We start from the raw sequence: 16,852 nt of genomic DNA, 5'->3' as shown, positions 1-16,852 counted from the left end.
TATGAATATTCTTGTCACCGGCGCGGCCGGCTTTCTCGGACGGCGGCTGATCGAAGTCTTGCTGCAACGGGGCACACTCACGGACCGCCATGGCCAGTTGCAACCCATCAAGCGCATTACCGCTTTCGACCGGGAGCCCGTGCAGGGCCTCGTTGACCCACGGGTGCAGATCAAGGTAGGAGACATTAGCGATGTACAGGTGCTGGCCAAACTGATCGACGTCGACACCGATAGCATCTTTCACCTGGCCGCCGTGGTCTCCAGCCAGGCGGAAGGTGATTTCGAACTGGGCATGCGGGTCAACTTCAGTGCGACCCAAGGTCTGCTGGAACGGGCGCGCCAGCTGGGCTCCTGCCCAAAGTGGGTGATGACCAGTTCTGTGGCCGTCTTCGGTGGGCAACTGCCGGTTAACGTCGACGATGATCAGGTCTGGGCTCCGCAAAGCTCCTACGGAACCCAGAAGGCCATGAACGACCTGCTGCTCGCCGATTACAGCCGCCGCGGCTTCGTCGATGGCCGCAGCCTGCGCATGCCAACCATCGTGGTGCGACCTGGCAAACCGAACCTGGCGGCGTCCAGCTTCGCCAGCGGTATCATCCGAGAACCCCTCAGCGGCCAGACCAGCGTCTGCCCGGTGCCCCTGAATACCCGACTCTGGTTGATGTCTCCAGCCCAGGCCATTGCCAACCTGATCCATGGCCATGAACTGGCCGGGAAGCGCTTGGGTCAGGGCCGAGTGATCAACATGCCCGGCCTGTCGCTGAGCGTGGCACAGATGATCGATGCGCTGCGGGAAGTGGCGGGCGACGAGGTTGCCCAGCGTATTCAGCTACGCCCGGATGCCAACATCGAACGCATCGTCGGCTCCTGGCCGGGAGCCTTCAGTGCCAGATATGCCAGCGAGCTGGGTTTTACCGCGGACGAGGATTTTATCGGTGTAATCCGCCAGTTCATCCAGGACTACCTGCCTCACTGAGCTCAGGCTGGGAAAATCCCGGGCTCATCGGCTGAGCCCGGGCTTCAACCCTTAAGGCCCAGAAACCGCGCCAACTCCTCCCCTTTGGCCAGGGCGTCACTGCGGCCCAGTTCTATCAGCTCGCTGCAGTACGCCGCCTCGAACAGCAGATAACTCAGGACCCCGGCACCGCTGGTGCGGGTCGCCCCGGGTCCACGCAGGAACAGGCGCAACGCCGCCGGCAACTCCTGCCGGTGCCGCGCCGCGATTTCGTCGATCGGTTGGCTCGGGGCAATCACCAGTACTTCCACAGGCGCAATGCCCAGGCTGCGATCCGCCGCGCTGCCCGGCAACAGGCGACTGAAATGATTGAGTCGCTCCAGCAGCTCGATATCGCTTTCCAGGCTGTCAATGAAGGTGCTGTTGAGCATATGGCCGCCGATCTGTGCCAGGGTCGGCTGCTGCCCGGTGTACGTGCGCTGCAGTGAGGTGTCCGGATCGTTGCCCCGCGGGTTGCCACTGACCCCCACCACCAGCACGCGACTGGCTCCCAGGTGCAAGGCCGGACTGATGGGCGCCGACTGGCGCACCGCGCCATCGCCGAAGTATTCCTGGTCGAGCTTGACCGGAGCGAACAACAGGGGAATGGCCGCACTGGCCAGCAGATGGTCCACCGTCAGATGGGTGGGAATGCCGATCCGCCGGTGGCGCAACCAGGGATTGATGACCCCGCCCCCTTGATAGAAGGTCACCGCCTGTCCGGATTCATAACCGAAAGCCGTTACCGCCACCGCGTGCAACTGCCCCTGGGCAATGGCCTGATTGATGCCCGAAAGGTGCATGTGCTGGTTGAGCAGGTCACGCAACGGTGAGTTGTTGATCAACGCCACCGGCACCTGAGCACCAAGCCCCAGCAGACTGTGGCCGACAAAACGGCTGGCCTGGCGAATCACCCCGGGCCAATCGCTGCGCATCACCTGATCACTGCGAAAGCTGCTCCAGAACGCTGTGAGACGCTTGATTGCCGCGGAAAAATCCGTGGCGCCACTGGCCAGGCTGACGGCATTGATGGCCCCGGCCGAGGTGCCGACAATCACGGGAAACGGATTGCGCGCCCCGGGGCCCATCAACTCGGCAATCGCCGCCAGCACGCCCACCTGATAGGCCGCCCGGGCGCCACCACCCGAAAGAATCAAACCGGTGACCGGTTCCGCCGCACTCATCAATTCACTCCATCCATGGCGCACAAGGTCCCGATCAGTACCCGTAAGTTCAACCGCGCTTCGTGTAGAGCTTGGGCTCGCCCGGCGGCCGGCTCTTGAAGCGCCGATGGGCCCATAGGTACTGCTCGGGGCAGGCGCGCAACGCCGTTTCGACCCACTGATTGATCCGCAGGCAATCCTCTTCTTCCGTGGCGCCAGGGAAATCCGTCAGCGGCGCATGGATCACCAGGCGGTAGCCACTGCCGTCGGCCAGGCGCTCCTGGGTGAAAGGCACCACCAGGGCCTTGCCCAGACGCGCGAACTTGCTGGTGGCGGTAACGGTAGCGGCCTGGATGCCGAACAGCGGCACGAACAGGCTCTGCTTGATGCCATAGTCCTGATCCGGCGCGTACCAGATCGCCCGGCCGGCCCGCAGCAGCTTGAGCATGCCACGCACGTCCTCACGCTCGACGGCCAGAGAGTCCAGGTTGTGCCGTTCACGGCCACGGCGCTGAATGAAGTCGAACAACGGGTTCTTGTGTTCGCGATACATGCCGTCGATGGTGTGCTGCTGGCCCAGCAGCGCCGCGCCGATCTCCAGGGTGGTGAAGTGCAGGGCCATGAGAATCACCCCATGCCCGTCGCGCTGGGCCTGTTTGAGGTGTTCCAGCCCTTCGACATGGGCCAGGCGCGCCAGACGCGGCTTGGACCACCACCAGCTCATGGCCATTTCGAAGAAGGCGATACCGGTGGAGGCGAAGTTCTCCTTGAGCAGGCGCTTGCGCACTGCGGCGGACTTTTCCGGGAAGCACAGTTCCAGATTGCGCCGGGCGATCGCCCGCCGATCACCGGCCACCCGGTACATCAGCGCCCCCAGGGCACGACCGATTTGCAGGAGCACGGGATAAGGCAGCTGGACGATCAGCCATAACACGCCAAGTCCCAGCCACAGCGGCCAGAAACGTGGAGACAAGAATGCAGCTCGAAAACGCGGGCGATCCATTACAGATTCCGGGACAGACAACAAGGTCGCGCATTCTACATCGGTTCGCCCTGGCTTGCGGGCCGCGGGCGATCTCGTTATAAGTCTCGGCACTTTTAGTGACAAGCCGCCTTCTGCAGACCATGAGCCAAACCGAATCGCTAGACCAAGATCCTGTGTTCCAGTTAAAGGGCAGCATGCTCGCCATCACGGTGCTTGAACTGGCCCGCAACGACCTTGAAGGCCTTGATCGCCAACTGGCCGCGAAAGTCGCCCAGGCCCCGAACTTCTTCAGCAACGCGCCGCTGGTGCTGGCGCTGGACAAGCTGCCTGCCGCCGAGGGCTCGGTGGATCTGCCCGGGCTGATGCGCGTCTGCCGCCAGCACGGCCTGCGCACCCTGGCCATTCGTGCCAGCCGCATAGAAGACATCGCCGCGGCGATTGCCGTCGACCTGCCGGTGCTACCGCCTTCCGGTGCCCGGGAACGGCCACTTGAGCCGCCCGAGAGCGAAATCAAGAAAGTGCCGGAAAAGCCCCCGGAGCCTACGGTCAAACCGACCCGCATCATCACTTCGCCAGTACGCGGCGGACAGCAGATCTATGCCCAGGGTGGCGATCTGGTGGTGGTGTCCTCGGTAAGCCCCGGAGCGGAACTTCTCGCCGATGGCAATATCCATGTATACGGCCCGATGCGCGGCCGGGCCCTGGCTGGCGTCAAAGGCGACACCAAGGCACGGATTTTCTGTCAGCAATTGAGCGCTGAACTGATCTCCATCGCCGGTCAGTACAAGGTTTCCGAGGACCTGCGACGCGACCCGCTATGGGGCTCTGGAGTCCAGGTCAGCCTGTCGGGTGACGTGTTGAACATCACACGTCTTTAACGGATACTGCCGCATTTTCCAAGCATCTCTAAAACGTAGCGATTACGGCTCAAACGAAGTAGGAAATTGGCAATCAGCAGTGTTTATCGACGATGAACCCTGCCGCTGACCGAGCTCCAGCCAAGGCTGTCCGACTGCAGTAGTTTTCAAGAGATGTTTTTCAGGGGCTAAAAGTCCTTTTTCCTTAGGGGTGAAACACCTTGGCCAAGATTCTCGTGGTTACATCCGGCAAGGGTGGCGTGGGTAAAACCACCACCAGCGCCGCTATCGGTACCGGCCTCGCTCTGCGTGGTCACAAAACAGTCATCGTCGACTTCGACGTCGGCCTGCGTAACCTCGACCTGATCATGGGCTGCGAGCGTCGCGTGGTGTATGACTTCGTCAACGTGGTGAACGGCGAAGCCAACCTGCAGCAAGCCCTGATCAAAGACAAGCGCCTGGAAAACCTCTACGTGCTGGCCGCCAGCCAGACCCGGGACAAGGACGCGCTGACCCTCGAAGGCGTGGAAAAAGTCCTGATGGAACTCAAGGAAACCTTCGAGTTCGTGGTCTGCGACTCGCCTGCAGGTATCGAGAAAGGCGCGCACCTGGCCATGTACTTCGCCGACGAAGCGATCGTCGTGACCAACCCTGAAGTGTCCTCGGTCCGTGACTCCGACCGCATGCTCGGCCTGCTGGCCAGCAAATCCCGCCGCGCCGAAAAGGGCGAAGATGCGATCAAGGAGCACCTGCTGCTGACCCGCTACAACCCGGAGCGCGTCAGCAATGGCGAAATGCTCGGCGTTGAAGACGTCAAAGAAATTCTCGCAGTGACCCTGCTCGGGGTGATTCCCGAATCCCAGGCGGTACTCAAGGCTTCCAACCAGGGCGTACCGGTGATTCTCGACGACCAGAGCGATGCGGGCCAGGCCTACAGCGACGCGGTCGATCGTCTGCTGGGCAAAACCGTGGAACATCGGTTCCTTGATGTCGAGAAGAAGGGATTCTTCGAGCGCCTGTTTGGAGGTAGATAATGAATCTTTTTGACTTCTTTCGTGCCAGCAAAAAGGTCAGCACCGCGTCGGTAGCGAAAGAGCGTCTACAGATCATCGTGGCGCATGAACGCGGCCAGCGCAGCACCCCTGATTACTTGCCCGCCTTGCAGAAGGAACTGGTGGAAGTGATCCGCAAGTACGTCAATATCGGGTCCGACGACGTGCACGTCGCTCTGGAAAACCAGGGCAGCTGCTCGATCCTGGAACTCAATATCACCCTGCCTGATCGCTGATTGATCCGCCAGGAGCCACGGCGGCTCGCAGGCCTCATGCATTGAATGGGGTCGGCGAGCCGCCGTTGGCGTTTGTTACGAGGCTGTTTTAATGCCGTTGTCGAATATCCACATCCTGCATCAGGACGCCGCCGTCCTGGTGGTGAACAAACCCACCCTGCTGCTTTCAGTCCCTGGTCGCGCCGACGACAACAAGGACTGCCTGATCACCCGTCTGCAGGAAAACGGTTACCCCGAAGCCCGGATCGTCCACCGACTGGACTGGGAAACCTCCGGAATCATTCTCCTGGCTCGGGACCCGGACACACATCGCGAGCTGTCGCGGCAGTTTCATGACCGGGAAACCGAAAAAGCCTACACCGCCCTGTGCTGGGGCCAGCCGGAACTGGACAGCGGCAGCATCGACCTGCCCCTGCGTTATGACCCGCCAACCAAGCCCCGGCATGTGGTGGATCACGAATTCGGCAAACACGCCCTGACCTTCTGGCGCGTGCTGGAGCGCTGCGGCGACTGGTGCCGGGTCGAACTGACGCCGATCACCGGACGCTCCCACCAACTGCGGGTACACATGCTGTCCATCGGCCACCCGCTCCTGGGCGACGGCCTCTACGCCCACCCGCAAGCCCTGGCTGCCTGGCCACGCCTGTGCCTGCACGCCAGCATGCTCAGCTTCACCCACCCCCAGACCGGTGAGCGCCTGCGCTTCGACTGCCCTGCGCCGTTTTGAGAACAACCTGATCAGCCCGCGCCCTCAGTAAGGACACTTGACCGATGACGTGCATAGCAGCACTTGCCCCGCACTCCCTGGTAAAAACTCCAGAGCAACTGCTCTACCTGGTTTACGGTAACCACGAGGTTTATCGGCGCGAAGCCAAATTCAGCATCCTCACAGCACTTAGCCTGTTAAGTAACGGAGAGTCGCTGTGCATCAGGATAATGACCGACCGACCTCAGGATTACGTTGGCTGGCCGGTAGATATCGTCACTTTGAACGAAGAAATCCTGCACCAGTGGCAAGGCCAGAACGGCTATCACCATCGGCGCAAAGCCTGCGCAATGGCCGCCGGACTTAAACTCGCGGAAAAAACCCTTTTCGCAGACACCGATACACTTTTTCTGAAAAACCCTCATCAGCTACTGAAAAAGATCAGTCCTCAGCACTACTTGATGGATGAGTTTGAATACCATTGGCGAGATGTGAGTACGCGTCAGAATTACCTCAAGCTTGGTGCATGCCTGCAAACGCATGGCATAAAGCCTGACAGCGATTTCAAGCTCTACAACAGCGGTCTGTGCGGACTGACCAACAGCGATACACCACTGCTGGAAAAGTCCATCGGTTATATCGATGAGTGGACTCAGGCCCCGTTCGATATCCACACGATCGAACAGATTGCTTTGTCATTTGCAATGCGTGACAAGCCCGTGCAGGAAACCAAGAAGTACGTCTATCACTACTTTGCCAAAAAGCGTTTCTTCCACACGATGCAGGCGCGCTTTTTCGCACTTTACGGCGAAGACTATCGTTGCGAACTGATCTCGCTATCTCGAGAACTTCCACGCCAGGTGCCCGAGCCCTCGCTTTGGAAACAACTTCAAATTAAGTGGCGCCTACGTAAACTCGACGGTGAATTAAAAAAGATTGCCCGGGACTTGCATTATGGAAACGCGCTGTCCAGCAATCCTTACCACTTGGCCTGTAGGCACGAGTGGTGGAAAAACGCATCCCGGGAGATCGGGCGCTGGGATCCGCAGAAACAACAACGATTGCTCAATCTCGACAGTGGCTCCTGGCCGAAGGTGTTGCCCAAACCCGCGAGCCAGGAAGACCAAGAGGCCATCCTGATTTATCTGCGCGAGCAGTTGGCATCAACGAACCGCTGACGTGGGTTCTGCTGTCGATGGGCAACCAGCTTCAAACGCTCTTGCCCATCGCCACGATCCAATACGTTAAACTCGCGCCACTGCTGTCTGGAGCTACTTATGCGCGAAGAGTTGAACCAAGGCCTGATCGACTTCCTCAAGGCCTCCCCTACCCCTTTCCATGCCACTGCCAGCCTTGTTCAACGTCTGGAAGCGGCCGGTTATCAACGCCTCGACGAGCGCGAGCCATGGACCACCGAGGCCAACGGTCGCTACTACGTCACCCGTAACGACTCCTCCATCGTCGCCTTCAAGCTGGGACGGCACTCGCCGTTGCAAGGCGGTATCCGCCTGGTGGGCGCGCACACCGACAGTCCGTGCCTGCGGGTCAAGCCGCAGCCGGAACTGCAGCGCCAGGGCTTCTGGCAGCTGGGCGTGGAAGTCTACGGCGGCGCGCTGCTGGCGCCCTGGTTCGACCGCGATCTGTCCCTGGCCGGCCGCGTGACTTTCCGTCGCGATGGCAAGGTGGAAAGCCAACTGATCGATTTCAAGGCACCGATCGCGATCATTCCCAACCTGGCCATTCACCTCAACCGGGAAGCCAACCAGGGCTGGGCGATCAATGCACAAAATGAACTGCCGCCGATCCTGGCCCAGTTCGCCGGCGACGAGCGCGTGGATTTCCGCGCGGTACTCACCGACCAGCTGGCTCGGGAACACGGCCTGAACGCCGACGTGGTGCTGGACTACGAGTTGAGTTTCTATGACACCCAGAGCGCTGCGGTAATCGGCCTGCATGGCGATTTCATTGCCGGTGCGCGCCTGGACAACCTGCTGTCCTGCTACGCCGGATTGAAGGCCCTGTTGAACGCCGACAGCGAAGAAACCTGCGTGCTGGTGTGCAACGACCACGAGGAAGTCGGCTCCTGCTCGGCCTGCGGCGCCGACGGTCCGATGCTCGAACAGACCTTGCGTCGCCTGTTGCCCGAAGGCGACGAGTTCGTGCGCACCATCCAGAAATCGCTGCTGGTGTCCGCCGACAACGCCCACGGCGTGCACCCCAACTACGCGGACAAGCACGACGCCAACCACGGCCCGAAACTCAATGCCGGCCCGGTGATCAAGGTCAACAGCAATCAGCGTTACGCCACCAACAGCGAAACCGCCGGTTTCTTCCGCCACCTGTGCATGGCCGAAGAAGTGCCGGTGCAGAGCTTCGTGGTGCGCAGCGACATGGGCTGCGGCTCGACCATCGGCCCGATCACCGCCAGCCACCTGGGGGTGCGCACCGTGGATATCGGCCTGCCGACTTTCGCCATGCATTCGATCCGCGAACTGTGCGGCAGCCATGACCTGGCCCACCTGGTGAAAGTGCTGAGCGCCTTCTACGCCAGCCGCGAACTGCCGTAAGGCATGCGGCGGGCGTGGACCTCCACGCCCGCCGGCTCCTGATACACATCAACCCAGGTCGCGACAAAGCGACCTAGACTCATGAGTACCTCTTCAGACAAGGCCGTCGCCATGATCTCGATGTCTTCGTTCCATTCCATGCTCATCCCGATTCTCACGGGCATGATCCTGTTGGCCATCGGCTTCAACTTCCGGGACAAGAACCTCGGGGTGTTCAGCATGTGGATCGGCATGCTGCTGATTCTCGGCACCGTGGTCTACAAGATCCTGGCCAAGCTCGCGGAATAAATGCGGCGCCTGCCCTCGCATTGAATTTGGTGGCCTCGTACACTCGGTCGATCCTTTTGCCTGCGAGGTTGACCGCCCAGTGTTTGCTCGTCTTTTCGCCCTGCCCTGCTATGCACTTGTCTGCCTGCTGACCCTGCTGCCGCTGAGCAGCGCCCAGGCGGTGGGCCTGCCTGGCCTGCTGGGCAGCCAGACCAAGGCACAGCCCCAGGCCGAGGAACCCCTGGGACAATCCCTGGACGAGGTGATCAAGTCCCTGGAGAACGACCAGCAACGGGCCAAGCTGCTGGCGGACCTGAAGAAGCTCCGGGACGCCACGAAAAAAGCTCAGCCCACCCCCGAGGAAGGCGTACTGGGCTTGATCGGCGGCACCCTGAGCAGCCTTGAGAAGCAGTTCTCCGGTGCCGACAGTCCGGTCAACCGCTGGACCGACGAGTTCGATCTGGCCCAGGAAGAACTGGCCGCGCTGATGCTGCCGGCCAGCCAATGGCTGCCGATCATCTTTGCCTTTGCCCTGATCCTCATGGTGTGGAGCCTGTTGGCGGCGGCGTTGATCTGGCTCAGTCACCGGGTGCGCCTGCGTTTTGGCCTCACCGACGAACTGCCCCAGCATCCCAAGACCTGGGACTTGCTGCGTTTCGCCCTGCGCAAGCTCGGCCCCTGGCTGATCGCCCTGCTGATCACCGTCTACATGACCTATTCCCTGCCTTCTTCCCTGGGCAAGGACCTGGCCATGGTCCTGGCCTACGCGCTGGTGGTGGGCACCTGTTTCTCGGCGGTCTGCGTGGTGGCGTTCTCCGTGCTCGATGGCCCGCACCGCCATCGCGCGCTGTACATCCTGCGCCGCCAGGCCTTCCGCCCGCTGTGGTGGATCGGCAGTTTCGCCGCCTTTGGCGAAGCCCTGAGCGACCCGCGCATGGTGGCCAGCCTCGGCCAGCACCTGGCCCATACCGCGGCGACCTTCGCCAATGTGATGGCGGCGCTGTCCACCGGGGTGTTCATCCTGCGTTTCCGCCGGCCAATCGCCCACCTGATCCGCAACCAACCGTTGTCCCGGCGCCTGACCCGCCGGGCCCTGAGCGACACCATCGAAATCATCGGCACCTTCTGGTACCTGCCGGCCCTGGTGCTGGTCGGGATTTCCCTGTTCGCCACCTTCGTGTCCGCCGGCGACACCAGCACCGCCCTGCGCCAGTCCCTGCTGTGCACCGTGCTGCTGGTGCTGTGCATGGTGATCAACGGCCTGGTGCGGCGTCATGCGCTCAAGCCGCAACGGGGCCACAAGCGCCACGCGCTGTACTCCGAAAGGCTGAAAAGCTTCTTCTATACCCTGGCCCACCTGGCGGTGTGGCTGGCGTTCATCGAACTGGGCCTGCGGGTCTGGGGCATGTCGCTGATCCGCTTCACCGAAGGCGACGGTCATGAAGTCAGCGTCAAGCTGTTCAGCCTCGGCGGTACCCTGATCTTCGCCTGGCTGATCTGGATTCTCAGTGACACCGCGGTGCATCACGCCCTGACCCGCTCGCGCAAGGGACTGGCCAACGCCCGCGCGCAAACCATGATGCCGCTGATCCGCAACGTGCTGTTCGTGGCGATCTTCATCATCGCCACCATCGTCGCCCTGGCCAACATGGGCATGAACGTCACACCACTGCTGGCCGGTGCCGGCGTCATCGGTCTGGCCATCGGTTTCGGCGCCCAGTCCCTGGTGGCGGACCTGATCACCGGTCTGTTCATCATCATCGAGGACTCCCTGGCCATCGACGACTACGTGGATGTCGGCGGCCACCTCGGCACCGTCGAGGGCCTGACCATCCGCACCGTGCGCCTGCGGGACATCGACGGCATCGTGCACACCATCCCGTTCAGCGAAATCAAGAGCATCAAGAACTACTCCCGGGAGTTCGGCTACGCGATCTTCCGCGTGGCGATTCCCTACAACATGGAGATCGACGACGCGATCAAGCTGATGCGCGATGTCGGCCAGAAGATGCGCACTGACCCGTTGCAGCGGCGCAATATCTGGTCACCGCTGGAGATTCAGGGCGTGGAAAGCTTCGAGTCCGGCAGCGCCATCCTCCGGGCTCGCTTCAAGACTGCGCCAATCAAGCAATGGGAAGTGTCCCGGGCCTTCAACCTGTCCCTCAAGCGTCACCTGGACGAAGCCGGGCTGGACCTGGCCACCCCGCGCATGAGCATTCAAGTGATCACCCCCGGTAGCGCCCCGGAGAAACAATGACCCTGTAGGAGCCGGCTGCCGGCGAACGGCACCGGCCTCTAAAGCACGTCAACGCCGACATGAATTGCGTCATGCCGCCAGAACTCCAGATCACAATCGATCAGCCGCTCGTGCTGGTCATAGTTGACCCGGGCGATGCGCAGCCCGGGACTGCCCACCGAAACCTTCAAGGCCGCCGCCGCTTCCGGCTGCAAGGAGGTGGGCACGATCTCGAAGCGCACCCGCCCGTAATGCAGGTCGTAATGCCGGGCATAGAGCTCGGTGATCGACTGGTTCAAATCCAGCTCGAGAATGTGCGGAAAGTACTTGGGGTTCAGGTAGTGCTCCACGTACAGCACCAGCCGGTCGTCGATGCGCCGCGCCCGGCAGATCTGGATCACGCTGGACAGCGCCGGTAGCTGCAGCCAGGCGCAGACCGCCGCCGAAGCCGGTTGCAGGCGCGCCGAGATCACCTCGGTGGAAGGCACTCGTCCCTGGGCACTGACCATGGCGTGGAAGTGGCTGCGCTGCATCAGGTTGTAGGCCAGCCGCGGCGGCGAAACGAACCAGCCCCGGCGCTCCTCACGGTAGATCTGCCCCTGGGCCTCCAGTTGCAGCAAGGCCTCGCGCACGGTGATCCGGGTGGTGGCGAACAGCTCGCTGAGCTTGCGCTCGGCCGGCAGCTTGCTGCCCGGCGCCAACAGACCGTGGGCGATCTGCTCCTGCAGGACCTGGCCGATGGCTGTCACCGCTTTGGTTGCATCAATACGCATCAACGTTACCTATCTGGACTAGACCAGCACTGTTTCAGGGCAGTGCAGTGGTCGGGACAGCGCTCCGCAGCCGTGTCCAAAGCCTAGGCAATGCATATGACTGAGAGATGACAAAGCCGCCGAGCGGCCCCCTGGCGAACCTGCAAATTGCCCGCCAGATCCTTGCAGAACGGGTGTTTGCTCATGGTCTACGCTTATTTCGCAGCGCCGGACCTGCGCCCGAATCCATGCGCCGACCGTTGGCACCGACATCAAAGTGTCATCCAACACGCCTAAATTGGCTCAGGTATTGCTGACCTAGACCAACCCACCGCAAGACCGTCGATAAAAACGCAGCGTTGAACACGCCCAAAGGAGCTTCGGATGAAACAGCTTTTCCTGGCATCACTGTTAGGCTCGACCATTGCCCTGTGCACCGCCGCCATGGCTGCTGATAACGATTTGAAAACCCTGGAAGCCGCTGCGAAAGCAGAAGGCGCGGTCAACAGCGTCGGCATGCCCGATGACTGGGCCAACTGGAAAGGCACCTGGGAGGACCTGGCGAAAACCTACGGCCTCAAGCACATCGATACCGACATGAGCTCGGCCCAGGAGATCGCCAAGTTCGCCGCTGAGAAAGACAACGCCAGTGCCGACATCGGCGACGTCGGCGCGGCCTTCGGCCCGATCGCGGTCAAGCAGGGTGTGGCCCAGCCTTACAAGCCGAGCACCTGGGCCCAGGTCCCGGACTGGGCCAAGGACAAGGACGGCAATTGGGCGCTGGCCTACACCGGCACCATCGCCTTCATCATCAACAAGAAGCTGCTGCACGGTTCCGAAGCACCCAAGAGCTGGGCCGACCTGGAAAAAGGCAAGTACAAGGTTTCCATCGGTGACGTGAGCACCGCCGCCCAGGCCGCCAACGGCGTACTGGCAGCGGCCATCGCCAAGGGCGGCGACGAGAAGAACATCCAGCCGGCGCTGCTGATGTTCGCCGAGATCGCCAAGCAGGGTCGCCTGTCCCTGGCCAACCCGACCATCGCCACCATGGAAAAGGGTGAAGTGGAAGTCGGCGTGGTCTGGGACTTCAACGGCCTGAGCTACCGCAACAAGATGGTCAACAAGGACGACTACGAAGTGCTGATCCCGTCCGATGGCTCGGTGATCTCCGGCTACACCACCATCATCAACAAGTACGCCAAGCACCCCAACGCCGCCAAGCTGACCCGCGAATACATCTTCAGCGATGCCGGCCAGACCAACCTGGCTCGCGGCAATGCCCGGCCGATCCGCGCCGAACACCTGACCCTGCCGGCGGACGTGCAGGCCAACCTGCTGCCCAACGAACAGTACAAGCACGTGACTCCGATCAAGGACGCCGATGCCTGGGAGAAAACCTCCAAGGCCCTGCCGCAGAAATGGCAGGAAGAAGTGATCATCAACATGCCGTAACGCTGCATCAGTCGTAGGAGCCGGCTTGCCGGCGCAGGCCTGCACGAATGTGCAGACGCCTTCGCCGGCATACGCAGTGCCGTGCGGCCGCTCCTACAGGTTCCATGCGCCGCCTGATCCCGGAGTTTCCCCGTTCATGAAGCACAACGTCATTCTTGTGGTGCTCGACGGCCTCAACCACGAAGTGGCCCGACACGCCATGGGCCACCTGCAAGCCTACGTCGGCGCAGGCCGCGCCGCCCTGTACAAGTTGCAATGCGAGTTGCCGGCCCTGTCCCGGCCCCTGTACGAATGCATCCTCACCGGTGTCGCCCCCATCGACAGCGGCATCGTGCACAACCAGGTCTCGCGCCTGTCCACCCAGCGCAGCCTGTTCCACTATGCCCGCGAGGCCGGCCTGATCACCGCCGCGGCGGCTTACCACTGGGTCAGCGAGCTCTACAACCGCAGCCCGTTCAACGCCCCCCGTGACCGCCATACCGCCAACCCGGAACTGCCGATCCAGTACGGCCACTTCTACTGGAGCGATCACTACCCCGATTCCCACCTGTTCGCCGATGCGGAGCACCTGCGCCTGCGTCATCAGCCGAACCTGCTCCTGGTGCACCCGATGAACATCGACGATGCCGGGCACAAGCACGGCCTGGACAGCGCCCAGTACCGCAACAGCGCGCGCTCGGCGGACATCATCCTCGCCGACTATCTGCAAGGCTGGCTCGAGGCCGGCTATCAGGTGCTGGTGACGGCCGACCACGGCATGAACAACGACCGCTCGCACAACGGCCTGCTGGCCGAGGAGCGGGAAGTCCCGCTGTTCGTGCTCGGCGATGCCTTCAGCCTCGACCCCAACGCCACGCCCAAACAAACCGAGCTGTGCGGCACCGTCTGCCAACTGCTGGGCGTGCCCCATGACAAACCTTTCTGCCGGGAGCTGTTGCAGTGAATTCAGTGACCCGCGGCAAATGGCTGGCGGCGCTGTGCCTGGTGCCCTTTGCCCTGTTCTTCATCGTGTTCCAGATCGCCCCGCTGGCATGGGTGCTGATCAACAGCCTGCAGTCGGAAGAGTTCGGCTGGGGCCTGGCCAACTTCAGCAAGATCTTCAGTTCGAAGTTCTATCTGCAGGCCATCCAGTACAGCCTGGAGATCAGTTTCTGGTCCAGCGTGTTCGGCATCATCATCGCCGTGCTGGGCAGCTACTCGCTGCGCCGGGTGGACTCCAGGCTGCGCAACTTCGTCAACGCCTTCGCCAACATGACCAGCAACTTCGCCGGTGTGCCCCTGGCCTTTGCCTTCATCATCCTCCTGGGTTTCAACGGCACCATCACCATCATGCTCAAGCAGTCGGGGATCATTCAGGACTTCAACCTGTACTCCAAGACCGGGCTGATCATCCTCTACACCTACTTCCAGATTCCCCTGGGCGTGCTGCTGCTCTATCCGGCCTTCGACGCCCTGCGGGAAGACTGGCGCGAATCCGCCGCGCTACTGGGGGCCAGCGGCTGGCAGTTCTGGCGGCATATCGGCCTGCCGGTGCTGACCCCGGCATTGCTCGGCACCTTCGTCATCCTCCTGGCCAACGCCCTGGGCGCCTATGCCACGGTCTATGCCCTGACCACCGGCAACTTCAACGTGCTGCCGATCCGCATCGCCGCCATGGTTTCTGGGGACATCTCCCTGGATCCGAACATGGCCAGCGCCCTGGCCGTGGTGCTGGTAGCGCTGATGACCCTGGTGACCATCGTCCATCAGCTGCTGTTGAAGAGGAGCTACCATGTCTCGCGCTGAACCCGGCTCCGCCGCGCTCTACCACCGGGTGGTGGTCTACTTGCTGTTCGCCATCCTGCTGCTGCCGCTGCTGGGGACCTTTGTCTACTCCATCGCCAGCAGTTGGTCGGCCACCATCCTGCCCAGCGGCTTGACCTTCAAGTGGTACCTGCAACTGTGGAGTGACCCGCGCTTTCTCAACGCCTTCGGCCAGTCGCTGCTGGTCTGCGTCGGCGCGCTGGTGCTGTCGGTGGTCTTGATCCTGCCGCTGCTGTTCGTGGTGCACTACCACTTTCCCAAGCTCGATGCGCTGATGAACATCCTGATCCTGCTGCCCTTCGCGGTGCCGCCGGTGGTGTCCTCGGTGGGCCTGCTGCAGCTCTATGGTTCGGGGCCCCTGGCCATGGTCGGCACGCCCTGGATCCTGATCGGCTGCTACTTCACCGTGGCGCTGCCGTTCATGTACCGGGCCATCACCAACAACCTGCAGGCGATCAACCTGCGGGACCTGATGGACGCCGCCCAACTGCTCGGCGCCAGCACCTGGCAGGCGGCCTTCCTGGTGGTCCTGCCGAACCTGCGCAAGGGCCTGATGGTGGCGCTGCTGCTGTCGTTCTCGTTCCTGTTCGGCGAGTTCGTGTTCGCCAACATCCTGGTGGGCACCCGCTATGAAACCCTGCAGGTCTACCTGAACAACATGCGCAACAGCAGCGGCCACTTCACCAGCGCCCTGGTGATTTCCTACTTCTTCTTTGTGCTGGTTCTGACCTGGGCCGCCAACATCTTGAACAAGGACAAAAGCCAATGAGCTTCGTCAGCGTCCAACACCTGCAAAAGAACTACGCCGGCACCACGGTGTTCAGCGACATCAATTGCGAAATCCGCAAGGGCGAGTTCGTCACCCTGCTGGGCCCGTCCGGCTGCGGCAAATCCACGCTGCTGCGCTGCATCGCCGGGCTGACCCCGGTGGACGGCGGCAAGATCCTCCTCGACGGCCAGGACATCGTGCCCCTGAGCCCGCAGAAACGCGGGATTGGCATGGTGTTCCAGAGCTACGCGCTGTTTCCCAACATGACGGTGGAACAGAACGTGGCCTTTGGCCTGCGCATGCAGAAGGTCAACGCCGACGACAGCCACAAGCGTGTGCAGGAAGCCCTGCAACTGGTGGAGCTCAACGACTACGCCAGCCGCTACCCGCATCAACTGTCCGGCGGCCAGTGCCAGCGCGTGGCCCTGGCCCGCTCCCTGGTGACCCGCCCGCGCCTGCTGTTGCTGGACGAACCGCTGTCGGCCCTGGATGCGCGGATCCGCAAGCACCTGCGTGAACAGATCCGCAACATCCAGCGGGAGTTGGGACTGACGACCATCTTCGTCACCCACGACCAGGAGGAAGCGCTGACCCTGTCCGACCGGATCTTCCTGATGAACCAGGGCAAGATCGTCCAGAGTGGCGACGCCGAAACCCTCTACACCGCACCGGTGGATGCCTTCGCCGCGGGCTTTATCGGCAACTACAACCTGCTGTCCGCCGAGAGCGCCAGCAAGTTGTTGCAACGGCCGGTCAACGGGCGCATCGCCATTCGCCCGGAAGCCATCGAACTGCGCAAGGAAGGGCAACTCGATGCCCTGGTACGCAGTCACAGCCTGCTGGGCAACGTGATCCGCTATCGGATCGAAGCCCGTGGCGTGGAACTGGTGGTGGATGTACTCAATCGTTCGGCCGATGACCTTCATGCAGACGGCCAGCGTCTGGCATTGACCATCGATCCGGCAGCCCTGTGTGAGGTAGCCTGATGGCATTCACGCAATTGATCCTGAAGA

Annotated in this window: 17 protein-coding genes; 14 read left to right on the top strand and 3 right to left on the bottom strand. The window is 62.0% G+C overall.

Features of this window, described 5'->3' with window-relative positions; genetic code table 11:
* Position 1 precedes the first annotated feature (1 nt).
* Positions 2-976: a D-erythronate dehydrogenase gene (gene denD / locus L1O02_RS08890; protein WP_108546100.1), complete on the top strand. Its 975-nt coding sequence runs from the start codon at positions 2-4 to the stop codon at positions 974-976.
* 44 nt (positions 977-1,020) lie between these two features.
* Here denD and L1O02_RS08885 read toward each other — a convergent pair whose 3' ends face one another.
* On the bottom strand, positions 1,021-2,178 hold the full coding sequence (locus tag L1O02_RS08885; RefSeq protein WP_108546101.1) for a patatin-like phospholipase family protein: 1,158 nt from the start codon (positions 2,176-2,178) through the stop codon (positions 1,021-1,023).
* Between the two features lie 49 nt (positions 2,179-2,227).
* On the bottom strand, positions 2,228-3,160 hold the full coding sequence (locus L1O02_RS08880) for a lipid A biosynthesis lauroyl acyltransferase (protein ID WP_108546102.1): 933 nt from the start codon (positions 3,158-3,160) through the stop codon (positions 2,228-2,230).
* Positions 3,161-3,282: 122 nt separating this feature from the next.
* On the opposite strand from L1O02_RS08880, the gene minC reads away from it, so the two are divergent.
* The 8 genes from minC to L1O02_RS08840 all read left to right on the top strand — a co-directional run bounded on the left by minC (position 3,283) and on the right by L1O02_RS08840 (position 11,084).
* Positions 3,283-4,020: a septum site-determining protein MinC gene (gene minC / locus L1O02_RS08875; protein ID WP_060840504.1), complete on the top strand. Its 738-nt coding sequence runs from the start codon at positions 3,283-3,285 to the stop codon at positions 4,018-4,020.
* Positions 4,021-4,220: 200 nt separating this feature from the next.
* A complete protein-coding gene (gene minD / locus L1O02_RS08870) occupies positions 4,221-5,033 on the top strand; it encodes a septum site-determining protein MinD (protein WP_011062650.1) in 813 nt (270 codons plus the stop codon).
* The gene (gene minE / locus L1O02_RS08865; RefSeq protein WP_007898843.1) at positions 5,033-5,287 is read left to right on the top strand and encodes a cell division topological specificity factor MinE; all 255 of its coding nucleotides are present in this window, start codon (positions 5,033-5,035) and stop codon (positions 5,285-5,287) included. The genes minD and minE overlap by 1 nt, the downstream gene beginning before the upstream one ends.
* Positions 5,288-5,378: 91 nt before the next feature.
* Positions 5,379-6,014 carry an RluA family pseudouridine synthase gene (locus tag L1O02_RS08860; protein WP_060840505.1) on the top strand — a complete coding sequence of 212 codons (636 nt, stop codon included), beginning with the start codon at positions 5,379-5,381 and terminating at the stop codon, positions 6,012-6,014.
* A 44-nt stretch (positions 6,015-6,058) separates the two neighbouring features.
* Positions 6,059-7,171: a hypothetical protein gene (locus L1O02_RS08855; protein WP_108546103.1), complete on the top strand. Its 1,113-nt coding sequence runs from the start codon at positions 6,059-6,061 to the stop codon at positions 7,169-7,171.
* Between the two features lie 99 nt (positions 7,172-7,270).
* Positions 7,271-8,560, top strand: coding sequence for a M18 family aminopeptidase (locus L1O02_RS08850; protein WP_108546104.1), 1,290 nt, complete (start codon positions 7,271-7,273; stop codon positions 8,558-8,560).
* Between the two features lie 81 nt (positions 8,561-8,641).
* Positions 8,642-8,848: a hypothetical protein gene (locus L1O02_RS08845; RefSeq protein ID WP_129406377.1), complete on the top strand. Its 207-nt coding sequence runs from the start codon at positions 8,642-8,644 to the stop codon at positions 8,846-8,848.
* Between the two features lie 79 nt (positions 8,849-8,927).
* The gene (locus L1O02_RS08840) at positions 8,928-11,084 is read left to right on the top strand and encodes a mechanosensitive ion channel domain-containing protein (RefSeq protein ID WP_108546105.1); all 2,157 of its coding nucleotides are present in this window, start codon (positions 8,928-8,930) and stop codon (positions 11,082-11,084) included.
* Positions 11,085-11,122: 38 nt separating this feature from the next.
* On the opposite strand, the gene L1O02_RS08835 is transcribed toward L1O02_RS08840, so the two are convergent.
* Positions 11,123-11,836 (bottom strand): UTRA domain-containing protein, encoded by a 714-nt coding sequence (locus tag L1O02_RS08835; RefSeq protein WP_060840507.1) that lies wholly within the window; start codon positions 11,834-11,836, stop codon positions 11,123-11,125.
* Positions 11,837-12,199: 363 nt separating this feature from the next.
* Here L1O02_RS08835 and L1O02_RS08830 point away from each other — a divergent pair, with 363 nt between their 5' ends.
* The 5 genes from L1O02_RS08830 (at position 12,200) to L1O02_RS08810 (ending at position 16,825) form a co-directional block, all read left to right on the top strand.
* The gene (locus tag L1O02_RS08830; protein WP_016963880.1) at positions 12,200-13,267 is read left to right on the top strand and encodes an ABC transporter substrate-binding protein; all 1,068 of its coding nucleotides are present in this window, start codon (positions 12,200-12,202) and stop codon (positions 13,265-13,267) included.
* 136 nt (positions 13,268-13,403) lie between these two features.
* Complete coding sequence (locus L1O02_RS08825) at positions 13,404-14,210, top strand: alkaline phosphatase family protein (RefSeq protein WP_060844335.1); 807 nt, start codon at positions 13,404-13,406, stop codon at positions 14,208-14,210.
* Complete coding sequence (locus tag L1O02_RS08820) at positions 14,207-15,052, top strand: ABC transporter permease subunit (RefSeq protein WP_060840509.1); 846 nt, start codon at positions 14,207-14,209, stop codon at positions 15,050-15,052. The genes L1O02_RS08825 and L1O02_RS08820 overlap by 4 nt, the downstream gene beginning before the upstream one ends.
* Positions 15,039-15,839, top strand: a complete 801-nt coding sequence (locus tag L1O02_RS08815; protein ID WP_060840510.1) for an ABC transporter permease — start codon at positions 15,039-15,041, stop codon at positions 15,837-15,839. The genes L1O02_RS08820 and L1O02_RS08815 overlap by 14 nt, the downstream gene beginning before the upstream one ends.
* Positions 15,836-16,825, top strand: a complete 990-nt coding sequence (locus L1O02_RS08810) for an ABC transporter ATP-binding protein (protein WP_060840511.1) — start codon at positions 15,836-15,838, stop codon at positions 16,823-16,825. Before L1O02_RS08815 ends, L1O02_RS08810 begins: the two co-directional genes overlap by 4 nt.
* Positions 16,826-16,852: the final 27 nt, after the last annotated feature.

This window comes from Pseudomonas sp. BC42 (genome assembly GCF_021560055.1).
Lineage (GTDB): Bacteria > Pseudomonadota > Gammaproteobacteria > Pseudomonadales > Pseudomonadaceae > Aquipseudomonas.
Note: the sequence above shows the minus strand (reverse complement) of the source record. Positions and strands in the feature narration are given on the sequence as shown.

Excerpts from the sequence above, each read along its gene's own strand:
- denD (WP_108546100.1), top strand. The coding sequence starts at position 2 with ATGAATATTCTTGTCACCGGCGCGGCCGGCTTTCTCGGACGGCGGCTG.
- L1O02_RS08885 (WP_108546101.1), bottom strand. The coding sequence starts at position 2,178 with ATGAGTGCGGCGGAACCGGTCACCGGTTTGATTCTTTCGGGTGGTGGC.
- L1O02_RS08880 (WP_108546102.1), bottom strand. The coding sequence starts at position 3,160 with ATGGATCGCCCGCGTTTTCGAGCTGCATTCTTGTCTCCACGTTTCTGG.
- minC (WP_060840504.1), top strand. The coding sequence starts at position 3,283 with ATGAGCCAAACCGAATCGCTAGACCAAGATCCTGTGTTCCAGTTAAAG.
- minE (WP_007898843.1), top strand. The coding sequence starts at position 5,033 with ATGAATCTTTTTGACTTCTTTCGTGCCAGCAAAAAGGTCAGCACCGCG.
- L1O02_RS08860 (WP_060840505.1), top strand. The coding sequence starts at position 5,379 with ATGCCGTTGTCGAATATCCACATCCTGCATCAGGACGCCGCCGTCCTG.
- L1O02_RS08855 (WP_108546103.1), top strand. The coding sequence starts at position 6,059 with ATGACGTGCATAGCAGCACTTGCCCCGCACTCCCTGGTAAAAACTCCA.
- L1O02_RS08850 (WP_108546104.1), top strand. The coding sequence starts at position 7,271 with ATGCGCGAAGAGTTGAACCAAGGCCTGATCGACTTCCTCAAGGCCTCC.
- L1O02_RS08845 (WP_129406377.1), top strand. The coding sequence starts at position 8,642 with ATGAGTACCTCTTCAGACAAGGCCGTCGCCATGATCTCGATGTCTTCG.
- L1O02_RS08835 (WP_060840507.1), bottom strand. The coding sequence starts at position 11,836 with ATGCGTATTGATGCAACCAAAGCGGTGACAGCCATCGGCCAGGTCCTG.
- L1O02_RS08830 (WP_016963880.1), top strand. The coding sequence starts at position 12,200 with ATGAAACAGCTTTTCCTGGCATCACTGTTAGGCTCGACCATTGCCCTG.
- L1O02_RS08825 (WP_060844335.1), top strand. The coding sequence starts at position 13,404 with ATGAAGCACAACGTCATTCTTGTGGTGCTCGACGGCCTCAACCACGAA.
- L1O02_RS08815 (WP_060840510.1), top strand. The coding sequence starts at position 15,039 with ATGTCTCGCGCTGAACCCGGCTCCGCCGCGCTCTACCACCGGGTGGTG.
- L1O02_RS08810 (WP_060840511.1), top strand. The coding sequence starts at position 15,836 with ATGAGCTTCGTCAGCGTCCAACACCTGCAAAAGAACTACGCCGGCACC.